Genomic DNA, 12,388 nt, shown 5'->3' with positions numbered 1-12,388 from the left:
AGACAGTTCATACTGCGCTAGGTGCCTTTGGTCTTCAGTTTTCTGCAGCCAGGAGTTTTGCATGCGACTTCGCCCCAAAGTCCTTCGCGCTACTTCCGCCTCGGTCCTTGTTGCGCTTTCGGCCTCGACTCTGTTGGTGGGATGCACCATCGATGGCTCAAACGCCACCGGGGCCAAGGCCACCACTGCTGCCGCAAAGCCAAAAGCTCCAGATAACGGTTGGGATGCTTCCGAGGAAGTCGCCTGGTCTGATGCCCAGGACGCCCTCGATACCGCAGCTAAGAATTTCTCCGACAACTATGGCATCGAATTGGGCGCCTATTTGCGTGTCATTGACGGTCCATACAAAGGGCTCACGGCGTCGGTAGGCGAGGATACGAAGGAGTACTCCGCATCGACCATCAAGGCTCCGTTAGTGGTTACTGCGCTGAAGAAATTCGGCGATGACCTAGACAAGACGGTGACGGTCGATTGGGACAATGGTGTTGGCGGAAGCGTGATTGGCCCTGGCCAATACACGCTCGACGGGCTGTTGCAGTACGTGATGCGGTATTCGGACAACACCGCGGCGAATGGGTTGATTGACGCTGTCGGTGGTTTCGACGAGGTCAACAAAACCATCAAGGAAGCCGGTGTTGATGACAAGCGCTACCACCTGGGCAACAAGTTCAACATCCCCAATCCCAGCGGTGATCGGTCCTGGTTTACTCCCTCTCAAGCTGCGCTGTTCATGGCACGTCTCCAGGAAGTGGCCGATGGCACCTCAAAGCACAACTTCATTACCAAGGACACGGCACAAACTGCATTGACCTCCCTCACTTACGGTGGTTCGCAGAAGTTTGTGATGTACGTCGGCTCCGCAGTCCAGAAGACCGGTGACACTGCCGAGGGCGTTAATGACCACGGTATTTTGTACACCGCAGCCGGCCCCATCGCTTACGCCATTACGACGCGCTTTGATGAGGTGCCGCTCAATGAGCTTACCGACGGCCTGCTCGGCCAGCTGGGTTCCCAAATAGCCCAGCTTCTGCCGGATTACAATCGCCTTGGTAAGGATGGCAAGCCACTGACTGCTAAGCAGGCTGCGACGTGGAGCGCGGATGAGGATGGCGACGGCATTCCTGATCGTATCGGAACCGACAGCATGGATGGATCCGGGTACATCGATGATTCAGATTCTGCGAATTACAACGAATCTTTGGAACCTGACTGGTTCAATCCGTTCCGTGGATAGGACCTGGATACGCTCCCCAAAACAAAATTGCCCGTGAGTCAGGTTTTCAGGCTGAAACTCAGATCACTGAAAACCGTGCAGCACGGGCAATTCCTATGTGATTGTCTTTTGTTTGGCTGGATTCGGGACTAGCCCTGCCACTTCAGCCAAACGGCGGTGTTGGCCGGCAGCACCAAATCAATCGAGTGAGCCTGGCCGTTCCAACCGTGCTCGACCGCGGTCACAGTACCGTTTTCACCGTAGCCGGAGCCCTCGTAACGCGATGCGTTTGTGTTCAGAATCTCCGTCCATTGGCCACCGCGCGGTACGCCAATCTTGTAGATTTCCTGCGTGGTTCCCGACAGGTTATAGACGCAGGCGACGACCGAGCCATCGGTGCCGTAACGGACAAAGGACACAACATTGTTTGTGGAATCATCCGCGTTAATCCACTGGAAGCCCTCTGGGCGGTCATCCTGGGTGTAGAACGCTGGGTTTTCCTTGTAGATGGCGTTGATGTCCTTAACCAGCAGCTGAATGCCGCGGTGGAATTCGCCGCTCCAACCTTCGAGGTTGTCCCAAGCCACGGACTCATCGTGGTTCCACTCGTGGTTCTGGCCAAGATCCTGACCCTGGAATAGAAGCTGCTTGCCCGGGTGCGCCCACATGAAGGTCAGGAAAGTACGTAGGCCTGCGGCCTTATCCCAATCGCTGCCCGGCATGCGCTCCCACAGCGAGCCCTTGCCGTGCACGACCTCGTCGTGGCTAATCGGCAGAATGAACTCTTCCGAGTAGGCGTAGACCATAGCGAAAGTGAGCTCATGGTGGTGGTAGGAGCGGTAAATCGGCTCCTTGCTGAAGTACTCCAGCGTGTCATTCATCCAGCCCATGTTCCACTTCATAGAGAAGCCCAAGCCACCGTGTTCGGTAGGTGCGGTCACTCCCGGCCAAGAAGTGGATTCTTCGGCCACGGTGAGGAAGCCCGGGTTGTGCTTGTGTACAGTGGCGTTGAATTCCTGCAGGAACTGAACAGCATCGAGGTTTTCACGGCCACCGTACTGGTTCGGCAGCCACTCGCCTTCATTGCGGGAGTAGTCCAGGTACAGCATGGAAGCCACTGCGTCGACGCGCAGACCGTCGATGTGGAACTCTTCTGCCCAGTACAGTGCGTTGGCGTAGAGGAAGTTGCGTACCTCGTTGCGGCCGAAGTCGAAAACGTAGGTGCCCCAGTCGCGCTGCTCGCCGCGACGCCAGTCCGGGTGCTCGTAGCAAGCCGTGCCATCGAAGCGGGCAAGTGCGAACTCGTCCTTCGGGAAGTGCCCCGGAACCCAGTCCATGATGACACCGATGCCAGCGGCGTGGAAGGCATCAACTAGACCGCGAAACTGGTCTGGGGTGCCGAAGCGACTGGTCGGAGCGTAGTAGCCGGAAACCTGATAACCCCAGGAACCGGTGAACGGGTGCTCACATACTGGCATGAACTCCACGTGGGTGTAGCCCATGTCGACCACGTAGCGCACCAGCTTCTCCGCCATAACTTCGTAGCTCAGGCCCTGCTTCCAGGAACCCAAGTGGACCTCGTAGATAGAGATGGGCTCTTCGGTCCAGTCTGTGTTGGCGCGCTTTTCCATCCACGCTTGGTCACCCCAGGTGTAGTCGGAGGTCGCGACAATCGACCCGGTAGCCGGTGGGAGCTCAGCAGCACGCGCCATCGGGTCGGCCTTATCGCGGCGCTGTCCCTCCGGTGTCGTGATGGCGAACTTGTAGACTTCGCCCTCACCCACACCCGGGATGAACAGCTCCCAGATACCTGCACCACCCATAGAGCGCATTGGGTACTGCGCGCCGTTCCACATACAGAAGTCACCGACCACGGCTACGCCACGTGCGTTCGGAGCCCAGACCGTAAACGAGGTGCCTTCGACCGTACCCAGCTCTGTGTCGTAACTGCGAAGGTGAGCACCGAGAACCTTCCACAGTTCCTCATGACGTCCTTCGCCGATTAGGTGCAGGTCACCAGCGCCAATAGTGGGGAGGAAACGGTAGCCGTCGGCACGCTCTACGGTTTCGCCGGAGTCCCACGTAATGCGCAGGCGGTAGTCGAAGTCATCGCCGCCTGGGACGAGGGCGGTGAAGAAACCGTCGCCCAGGTTCTCCGCTTCAAACTCGCCGCGCGTGCTGACGACAGTAACTGCCTGAGCGCCGAAGACCCTCGTGCGAATAACCGTGTCACCGTCCACGACGTGTGCGCCGTAGATGCTGTGCGGATCGTGATGGGTGCAGTAGCGCAGGCGATCCATATCGCCGGAATCAATTGCGAGGCGGGGATCTGTGTGGGCTCCCATGGAAGGTCCTTCCGAAGCGTTTCTAGGTAGGTGAATGTGAAGTTGTTGAGTTCAGTTCTAAAGAAATAGAGGGAGGTAGGGGACAGTGGGCTGCTAACTCACCCGCCAGCCTAACGACGAATCGTTGCGACAGTGGTCAGGTCAGCGGCCCACTAACCCCGAAAGTTCCCAGCAAGCGTTCTAGCCCTCGTAGTCGGGGACGTCGCGCCAAGCCAACTTGTGGCGGAGCTTGACATCGATTTCCGGCAGCTTGATGATGTGCGCGACGTTTTCCCACGGTGCCAGGCGGACGTAGTTGTCCTTGCCCCAGTTGAACTGGTTGCCGGTAATCAGGTCAGTGACATCCATGCGGTCGTGGTTGCGGAGCCCAATGCGATCCATGTCGAGGTGCACGGTAGCTTCCTGGGCATTCCACGGATCGAGGTTGAGAACAACGAGGATGGCATCGCCGGTGACCGGATCGAGCTTCGAGTAAGCCAGCAGGTTGTCATTGTCGATGTCGTGGAAGTGCAGGTTGCGCAGCTGCTGCAGAGCCGGGTGCTCGCGGCGAATCTTGTTCAGCGTGGCAATGAACGGCTCCAGCGAGTTGCCGGTGGCCAGTGCCTGGTCGTAATCGCGGCTGCGGAGCTGGTACTTCTCGCTGTCGAGGTACTCCTCGGAGCCCTCCTTGACCGGAACGTTTTCAAACAGCTCGAAGCCGGAGTACATGCCCCACAGCGGAGATAGGGTGGAAGCCAGCGCGGCGCGGATGGCGAAGGCTCCACGGCCGCCCTTGACCAGGAAGTCATGCAGAATATCTGGGGTATTGACCCATAGGGATGGGCGAGCGATGTCCGCATGGCGGGTAATCTCCTCGCCGAATTCGGTCAGCTCTTCCTTCGTAGTCTTCCACGGGAAGTAGATGTAGGACTGAGTGAAGCCAGCCTTGGCCAGACCGTAGAGACGGGCTGGGGCGGTGAAGGCCTCGGCGAGGAAGATGACCTCCGGGTTGGTTTCGTGAACGGTTTCAATCAGCCATTCCCAGAAGTTGCCCGGCTTGGTGTGGGGGTTATCCACGCGGAAGACCTTGACTCCACGCTTGACCCAAAACTTCACTACACGCAGAACCTCTGCGTACAGGCCCTTGGCATCGTTGTCGAAATTCAGCGGGTAGATGTCCTGGTACTTCTTCGGCGGATTCTCGGCGTAGGCAATGGTGCCGTCCGGCAGCACGGTGAACCACTCCGGGTGAGCCTTAGCCCAGGGGTGGTCCGGTGCACACTGGAGCGCTAGGTCGATAGCGACCTCGAGGTCGCGCTCCTTAGCAGCCTTGATGAATTCCTTGAAGTCCTTTTCGTCACCGAGGCTCGGGTGGATGGCGTCGTGGCCACCTTCTGCGGAGCCGATAGCCCACGGAGATCCGACATCGCCCGGTTCCGGGGTCAGGGTGTTGTTGCGACCCTTGCGATTGATTTCACCGATTGGGTGAATCGGGGGCAGATAGACCGTGTCGAAGCCCATGCGCTGAGCGCGATCAAGCTGTGCAACCGCAGTCTTGAATGTGCCGTGCAGCAGCTCGCCATTTTCGCCGTAACCACCGTTGGAACGAGGGAAGAACTCATACCAAGAGGAGTACAGGGCTTCGCGGCGGTCAACCTTGATCTTGCGGGTCTTTCCGCGGGTCAAAAGGTCGCGCACCGGGTGCGCCTGCAAAATGGCGCGGGTCTCGTCGGAAAGCGCGGCTGCAATGCGGGCGCGAAGATCGCCGTCGCCGCGCAGACCTGCGGCGATGGAGCGTAGGTGGTTGCGGTGGATAGCAGCGGCACCAGCGGCGGCGCGGTCGAAGAGAGCGGCGCCAATTTCTAGATCATTAGCGAGTTCAGCTTCGCTCTGACCGGCCTCGAACTTCTTGGTGATAGCGTTGCGCCACGTTGCCATCGGGTCGGACCAGGCATCAATGCGAATGGTCCACAGCCCGGGAACATCTGGGACGAAGGTGGCATTGACCTGATTTGGATCATGGTCAGAAAAGTGCATTGGGATGCGCTGTGAGCGGGAAGCAAAAGCTGATTCCTTCGGCCCCTTGACGTTGAGCGTGGCGTTCATCGCGTCGTGGCCTTCTCGCCAAATGACGGCAAAGGTTGGGACGACTTCACCCACTACGGCCTTCGATGGAGTTGCACCACCGTTGATTTGAGGACGGATGTCATCAATACCGATTCGACCAGTCATAAAAGACGTTCTCCTAATTGTCGGCGAGCTAGGTGAAAATCGAAGCAAAACCATCTCGAGTGAACTCGATTTGCTCTCTACCGAGGATAGATGAGAATGTCCAAGCGCACATTTGGGCAAAGTTAGGGCACCATGGATGTGTGGCTGAATTGGAAGAAGACTTTAACGAAGATTTGCTACTCGACTTTCGCGACGTAAACCTCATCCGTGGTGGCCGTACGCTGGTCGGGCCGGTCGATTGGCAAGTAGAACTTGACGAACGCTGGGTCATCATGGGGCCGAACGGTGCAGGCAAAACTTCTTTGATGCGCATTGCTGCAGCGGAGGAGTTCCCGTCTTCAGGGGTGGCCCATGTGATGGGCGAGCAGATTGGGCGCACCGACATGCGTGATCTGCGCACCATGATTGGTTTGACATCATCGTCGATTGCTCACCGCATTCCCAATGACGAAAAGGTCGCGGACCTTGTTATTTCCGCCAGTTACTCCGTCCTGGGGCGCTGGCGTGAGACCTATGAAGAGATGGATTTCGAACAGCTCTCCGAGATTCTCGAGCGCATGGGTGCTGAGCATCTTGCAGACCGCACCTGGGGCACTCTCAGTGAGGGAGAGCGCAAGCGCGTACTCATCGCACGAGCCATGATGGTCAACCCCGAATTGCTGCTTCTCGACGAGCCGGGAGCCGGACTCGACCTCGGCGGTCGCGAGGACCTCGTCGGTTACTTAGGCGAACTCGCACTCGACCCGGATGCGCCGGCGATGGTGATGATTACGCACCACCCGGAAGAAATTCCGTACGGCTTCACCCATGCGATGCTCCTCGACGAAGGCAATGTCATCGCACAGGGGCTTATTGACGACGTCCTGACCAGTGAGAACCTGACCAAGGCTTTCCACCAGGAAATCGTCGTCGATCGCATCGATGATCGCTACTTTGCGCGCCGGGCACGGCCTGCTGGAAAGCACCGGAAGAAGTAGACGCTCATGGCGGTTCCGACACCTGAAACCCCGAATACCCCCGCGTCTCCGAAACTGGCTGCGACTGTGTTGCTGCTCCGCGACACCCACTGCGGGCTCGAGGTCTACGTTCAAGAACGCGTATCCTCAATGCGCTTTGCGGCCAACATGACCGTGTTCCCCGGCGGTGGAGTAGACCAGCGTGATTTCCCCGCTGTCGCGAATGAGGTCATGGCCGTGACCGAGCCGTCGGAAGCCGACCCTGAGTCGCGGATCGCGCAGGCTTTTAACGTCGACTGCGCGCGGGCGCACGCGCTCACCTGCGCGGCCGTGCGTGAGACCTTTGAGGAAACAGGCACTCTGTTGGTTCGCGATGCTGGCGGTGAGATTGTCGCAGATGGTCACCGCTTCCACCGTCAGCGACGACAGTTGGAAGCCCACGAGTTGTCATTGACGGATTTCCTTAGCAATGAAAATCTGGCGCTCGATGCCGAACTCGTCAGTCCTTGGGCTAACTGGGTGACACCCGAATCCAACCCCATTCGCTACGACACCTATTTCTTCCTCGCCGCGCTTCCCGACGGTCAAAGGGCCGACGGTGACACCTCTGAGGCATCATCTTCAGGTTGGTTCCGACCGACTACGATTTTGGATGGATGGCGCCGTGGGCTACTTGGCCTCATGCCTCCGACCTGGGCGCAACTAACTCGCTTGGACGGCGTCAGTACTGTGGCCGAGGCTCTCGAGGCGGCCAGAAACACTCCGGTGCGACGCACCAGTAGTGACTTCCTCGGGGAACCTTTTATGGATGAGTACTTTGCCGTTGCCACCCACATGGGGCATTTGCGCAAACGTATGAACCGTTAGCCGACTACTCAACCCCCGTTAACCGGCTGATCCCTAGTTGGAAGGAGATAACGAGTGTCCCTGTCCGCTGCAGAGGTGGCCGCTGTTGCTGCTCACCCGGAGTGGCTAGATGAGGCCGACCAGCTCGCGCTCACTAAAAAGTCTCTGATTGCAGACTCCGCGCATCTACGCGGGCACTGTGGCGAGTTTGGTCGCGCGGTCATTGAAGTTGCGGCAGCTCGGCGTTCGGCGGTCAGCAAACTGCCAGGGGACTGGATCTTCTCTTCCGAAGCAGCGCAACAGGCCACGCCCTTTGTCGTCGCGATGGCTCGCGCCCGTAGGCTTGCGGATCTCGGTGTCGAAGCAGTGGCCGATGTGACCTGCTCCATTGGTACTGAAGTGGCAGCAATTGACCACGAGGGCCTGACCGTCGTCGGGTCTGATCTCGACCTTGCACGGTTGGCCATGGCGCGGCATAACGTCGGCAAGAACATCTTCGCGCAGGCCGATGCTTTGCAACCGGCCTTTGACGCACCTGTCATTGTCGCTGACCCTGCCCGCCGCTCCGGTGGGCGTAGAATCACCAACCCGGAGGACTTGCTCCCATCGCTGCCGGCGCTCATAGCTGCCTGGCCCGACAAAGAACTAGCTATCAAATGCGCGCCAGGCCTCGACTTCAGCGAGTGGAGCGGGGAAGTGGCTGTCACTTCGGTGGACGGTGCGGTCAAGGAGGCATGTCTATATACGCCGGGGCTGGCCGGAGTTACCGATGGGCAATCCGTAACGCGATCGGCGATGGTTATCCAGACCGTCGATAAGCACAGGCCGTTAGAGTTGTCGGCGGTGGACGTGCAGACATACGACGACACCATGCCTGACGACGTCGATGTGCGCGCTGCCGGCCGGTACATCATTGATCCGGATGGGGCGATTGTGCGCGCCGGGCTGGTGCGGCATTTTGCGGCGGCGCATGGGCTCTGGCAGCTCGATGAGCGGATTGCGCACGTCAGTGGCGATGTTTTGCCGCAGGGGATTGCCGGGTTCGAAGTTATTGAGCAAGTGGGGTTGAAGCAGGTTCGCAAGGCACTGGCAGCGTTGGATTGCGGATCGGTGGAGATTCTCGTGCGCGGCGTAGACGTCAACCCCGACGCGTTGCGCAAGCAGTGGAAGCTTAAGGGCTCCAGGGCATTGGCGGTGGTTGTCACGCGCATCGGACGGAGCGCGACGGCGTTTATCTGTGAGCCTCGAGAGATCGGTTAAGGACCGCTTTACGACGGAAAACTGGTGGGGGTAGCCCGTTGGGGATCGGTGTTTGCTGTCGGCGAATACTGCGGAGACAGCTGCAGTTGATTGCGTACTATTAACGTCTGACATGCGGAAATGGCATGTTGGCGGGCAGGCTGTGCTCGTGGTGTAGAAAAAAATTTAAAAAAATAACGACATTGTTATCTGGATCACCTTCGCATTGGCGATAGGTTCTGTTATCTTCAACACAGACGACCTAGAGCGTGGCCTGGTTCACTTTATTGTGAGGCGGCTTGCGAAGTAAGGTCAGATAAACGTTCACCAGTAATCAACCAGTAAGGACGACAGAAAAATGCCGAACATCGTGGTTCTGGTCAAGCAGGTTCCGGACACCTGGTCCGAGCGTAAGCTCACCGATGACAAGTTTGTCCTCGATCGTGAGTCTGCAGACGCAGTTCTCGACGAAATTAATGAGAACGCTGTTGAGGCTGCCCTGCAGCTGAAGGAAGAGCACGGCGGAAACGTTACCGTCGCAACTGTTGGCCCGGATCGTGCCATCGAGGCACTGCGCAAGGCTCTGTCCATGGGCGCAGACGACGCCGTCATTCTTTCGGACGACGCACTTGAAGGTTCCGACGCTGTTCAGACCGCATGGGCTCTGTCCAACGTCATTGACACCCTCGAAGATGTTGACCTCATCGTCACCGGTAACGCCTCCACCGACGGTGGCACCGCTTCCGTCCCGGCTATCCTCGGTGTCTACCGCGACCTCCCGGTTCTGACTCACCTGCGTTCCGTCGCTATCGACGGTGACTCCATCACCGGTGAGCGCGAGGTCGAAGACGGCATCTACCAGCTCAAGGCATCCCTGCCGGCAGTCGTTTCCGTCACTGAGAAGGCTAACAGCCCGCGCTTCGCATCCTTCAAGGGAATCATGGCCGCTAAGAAGAAGCCGGTCACCGAGCTGACTCTGGACGATGTTGCTGCTGAGGCAGAGCAGGTTGGTCTCGAAAACGCTGCTACCGGTGTCACTGGCTCCACTCCGAAGCCGGCTAAGACCGCTGGTGAGCGCATTAACGATGAGGGAGACGGCGGCGCCAAGCTGGCCGAGTACCTCAAGGCCCAGAAGTTCATCTAAGGCGCTTGACGCGAATAGAAGACAAATAGAGATACAAGTAGGAGAAAGATCACTATGACCGACGTCCTCGTTCTCGTCGAGCACGCAAATGGCGAGCTGAAGAACACCACCGCTGAACTGCTGACCGCTGCTTCCGCATTCGGCACCCCGGCCGCAGTTGTCGTGGGTACCCCGGGTACCGCTGCTGGCTTCGCAGACACCCTGGCCTCCTACGGCGCCGGCGAGATTCTCGCTGCTGAGTCCGACGATGCCGACAAGTACCTGATCACCCCTGAGGTTGACGTTCTCGTCGGCCTGGCCTCCGAGCGTGAGGTTCCGGTGCTGGTTTCCGCTTCCGCAACCGGCAAGGAAATCGCTGGCCGCGTCGCTGCGCTGACCGGTTCCGGTCTGCTGTCCGACGTTGTTGCTATCAACGATGACGCTTCCGTTAAGTTCTCCATCTTCGGTGGCGAGTACATCGTCGACGGTGTCGGCTACGGCGCATCCCCGGTCTACGCTCTGCGTCCGGGCTCCGTTGACCCGGAGGAGAAGTCCGGTTCCGCTGACGTTACCGAGATTGCATTCCCAGAGATCGGCAACAACGCTGTCGAGATCGTTTCCTTCGCACCGGCTGAGGGCGGCGACCGTCCGGAGCTGACCGAGGCTAAGCTGGTTGTTTCCGGTGGCCGCGGTGTCGCATCCGAGGATGGCTTCAAGAACGTTGTTGAGCCGCTGGCAGACGTTCTCGGCGCAGCTGTTGGTGCTTCCCGTGCCGCTGTTGACGCTGGCTACTACCCGGGCCAGTTCCAGGTCGGCCAGACCGGTAAGACCGTTTCCCCGGACCTCTACCTTGCTCTGGGTATCTCCGGTGCAATTCAGCACAAGGCCGGTATGCAGACCTCCAAGACCATCGTCGTGGTCAACAAGGACGAAGAGGCTCCGCTGTTTGAGATTGCTGACTTCGGTGTCGTCGGTGACCTGTTCGACGTTGTCCCGCAGGCTATCGAGAACCTGAAGTAATACGCACTTGCCGTAAGGCTGCTAGCAACTACCCGCTCGGGGTGGGCACAGATTTCCACGTCTGTTCCCGCCCCGAGCGTTTTTGTATGGGACGGTTTTTATTCGCCACTGATCTCACCCGATGTGGTGAGAGGACCTCGGTGATGGTGCGTAGTGAGTTTTAGGCGTGCCCGGCGTTATACTGCCTGCATGTCTAATGACCGCAATGTTGCCGCTCCGCGTAAAAAGAGTGGCGTGAATTCTTCTGCGAAGACGCGCCACTTTGTGGATCATGCCGCCACCACACCACTGCGCCCAGAAGCACGCACGGCAATGGTCGATAACTTGGGTTTGACCAACCCATCGGGGCAGTACACTACCGCTCGCGTTGCTAAGAAAGTTCTGGAGGAGTCGCGCGAAGAAATAGCGGAGCTGCTTGGTGCCGACCCTATTGAGGTAGTTTTTACCTCTGGGGGCACGGAGGCTGACAATCTGGCAGTTTCCGGCTTGTACTTCAAGGCGACAGGTTCAGACATTGTGGTTCCCCCAATTGAACACGACGCAGTGTTGAAGACCTGTCGTCATTTGGAGAAGGAACACTGGGCGCGGATTGTCCCAGCCCCGGTGGACTCTACGGGAAGGGTGGATTTACAAGCCTTTCCCACGCTGGACAGAAACTCCACTGCACTGGTGACTTGTATGTGGGCCAACAATGAAACAGGGGCTGTACAACCGATTAGTGAGATTTCAGCGCTCGCTAGAAAAGCGCGGGTTCCTTTCCACATTGACGCTGTGCAGGCCGCTGGTCATGTGCCTATCGATTTTCATTCTTCGGGTGCCGCGACGATGGCAATCTCAGCCCATAAGTTTGGCGGACCCCGCGGCATCGGAGCGTTATTAGTGCGCCGGGATATAACGCTATGTCCCCACAACAACGGTGGTGGCCAGGAGCGCGGATTGCGTTCCGGTACCCAGGATGTTGCATCGGCAGCGGGGATGGCGGCCGGTTTGCGCGCGGCGGTCTCTGACATGCAAGCCGAACATGACCGGGTCAAGAATCTCACTGAACAGCTGACTCATGCGATTGCCGGCATTGACGGTGCAATCGTGCACACAACTCAGCCGGCATTAGCTGGTCACGTATATGTCAGTTTTCCCGGTGCAGAAGCAGATAGCCTCATTATGCTTTTCGACGCTGCTGGTATCGATTGCTCGACCGGTTCGGCATGTAGTGCAGGCGTTAATCGTCCTTCTCATGTGCTCTCAGCCATGGGCGTGAGTGAGTCCGAGGCGCGTTCTGCCATCCGCTTTACGCTGGGGTGGACCTCGACGCAGGACGATGTCGATGCCGTTATCGCAGCACTGTCCGAAACAGTGATGCGAGCACGCAAGGCCGGCATGGCGTAGTAGTTGTTTGGTCTCACGGGCGCGGGGTCACTACGGCGGATCACTACAG

The 12,388-nt window shown here is 58.4% G+C and carries 9 protein-coding genes; 7 read left to right on the top strand and 2 right to left on the bottom strand.

Annotated features, from left to right (window positions below; all coding sequences use genetic code 11):
• Window positions 1-61 precede the first annotated feature (61 nt).
• Window positions 62-1,234 carry a serine hydrolase gene (locus tag HMPREF3011_RS06655; protein ID WP_070841309.1) on the top strand — a complete coding sequence of 391 codons (1,173 nt, stop codon included), beginning with the start codon at window positions 62-64 and terminating at the stop codon, window positions 1,232-1,234.
• Window positions 1,235-1,362: 128 nt separating this feature from the next.
• Here HMPREF3011_RS06655 and glgB read toward each other — a convergent pair whose 3' ends face one another.
• Together glgB and HMPREF3011_RS06645 are read right to left on the bottom strand one after the other, a co-directional pair.
• Window positions 1,363-3,558: a 1,4-alpha-glucan branching protein GlgB gene (glgB, locus tag HMPREF3011_RS06650; protein WP_070841308.1), complete on the bottom strand. Its 2,196-nt coding sequence runs from the start codon at window positions 3,556-3,558 to the stop codon at window positions 1,363-1,365.
• Window positions 3,559-3,738: 180 nt separating this feature from the next.
• Window positions 3,739-5,769, bottom strand: coding sequence for an alpha-1,4-glucan--maltose-1-phosphate maltosyltransferase (locus HMPREF3011_RS06645; protein ID WP_049172064.1), 2,031 nt, complete (start codon window positions 5,767-5,769; stop codon window positions 3,739-3,741).
• 140 nt (window positions 5,770-5,909) lie between these two features.
• Here HMPREF3011_RS06645 and HMPREF3011_RS06640 point away from each other — a divergent pair, with 140 nt between their 5' ends.
• The 6 genes from HMPREF3011_RS06640 to HMPREF3011_RS06615 all read left to right on the top strand — a co-directional run bounded on the left by HMPREF3011_RS06640 (window position 5,910) and on the right by HMPREF3011_RS06615 (window position 12,339).
• A complete protein-coding gene (locus HMPREF3011_RS06640) occupies window positions 5,910-6,746 on the top strand; it encodes an ABC transporter ATP-binding protein (protein WP_048735276.1) in 837 nt (278 codons plus the stop codon).
• A gap of 6 nt (window positions 6,747-6,752) precedes the next feature.
• Window positions 6,753-7,592: an NUDIX hydrolase gene (locus HMPREF3011_RS06635; RefSeq protein ID WP_016422468.1), complete on the top strand. Its 840-nt coding sequence runs from the start codon at window positions 6,753-6,755 to the stop codon at window positions 7,590-7,592.
• A gap of 54 nt (window positions 7,593-7,646) precedes the next feature.
• Window positions 7,647-8,831 (top strand): THUMP-like domain-containing protein, encoded by a 1,185-nt coding sequence (locus HMPREF3011_RS06630; RefSeq protein WP_070841307.1) that lies wholly within the window; start codon window positions 7,647-7,649, stop codon window positions 8,829-8,831.
• A gap of 337 nt (window positions 8,832-9,168) precedes the next feature.
• Window positions 9,169-9,954, top strand: coding sequence for an electron transfer flavoprotein subunit beta/FixA family protein (locus HMPREF3011_RS06625; RefSeq protein WP_049194091.1), 786 nt, complete (start codon window positions 9,169-9,171; stop codon window positions 9,952-9,954).
• 54 nt (window positions 9,955-10,008) lie between these two features.
• Window positions 10,009-10,953: an electron transfer flavoprotein subunit alpha/FixB family protein gene (locus tag HMPREF3011_RS06620; protein WP_070841306.1), complete on the top strand. Its 945-nt coding sequence runs from the start codon at window positions 10,009-10,011 to the stop codon at window positions 10,951-10,953.
• Between the two features lie 189 nt (window positions 10,954-11,142).
• Entirely contained in the window at window positions 11,143-12,339 is a 1,197-nt protein-coding gene (locus tag HMPREF3011_RS06615) for a cysteine desulfurase family protein (RefSeq protein WP_081914012.1), read from the top strand.
• The last annotated feature ends 49 nt before the right edge of the window (window positions 12,340-12,388 follow it).

The sequence above is a fragment of the Corynebacterium sp. HMSC074C04 genome, from assembly GCF_001838295.1.
In the GTDB taxonomy this organism is placed as follows: domain Bacteria; phylum Actinomycetota; class Actinomycetes; order Mycobacteriales; family Mycobacteriaceae; genus Corynebacterium; species Corynebacterium amycolatum.
The sequence above is the reverse complement of the archived record's forward strand: the minus strand, read 5'-3'. Positions and strand labels throughout refer to the sequence as shown.

Bases quoted from the DNA above. Each gene is read 5' to 3' on its own strand.
- HMPREF3011_RS06655 (WP_070841309.1), top strand. From the start codon at position 62: ATGCGACTTCGCCCCAAAGTCCTTCGCGCTACTTCCGCCTCGGTCCTT.
- glgB (WP_070841308.1), bottom strand. From the start codon at position 3,558: ATGGGAGCCCACACAGATCCCCGCCTCGCAATTGATTCCGGCGATATG.
- HMPREF3011_RS06645 (WP_049172064.1), bottom strand. From the start codon at position 5,769: ATGACTGGTCGAATCGGTATTGATGACATCCGTCCTCAAATCAACGGT.
- HMPREF3011_RS06635 (WP_016422468.1), top strand. From the start codon at position 6,753: ATGGCGGTTCCGACACCTGAAACCCCGAATACCCCCGCGTCTCCGAAA.
- HMPREF3011_RS06625 (WP_049194091.1), top strand. From the start codon at position 9,169: ATGCCGAACATCGTGGTTCTGGTCAAGCAGGTTCCGGACACCTGGTCC.
- HMPREF3011_RS06620 (WP_070841306.1), top strand. From the start codon at position 10,009: ATGACCGACGTCCTCGTTCTCGTCGAGCACGCAAATGGCGAGCTGAAG.
- HMPREF3011_RS06615 (WP_081914012.1), top strand. From the start codon at position 11,143: ATGTCTAATGACCGCAATGTTGCCGCTCCGCGTAAAAAGAGTGGCGTG.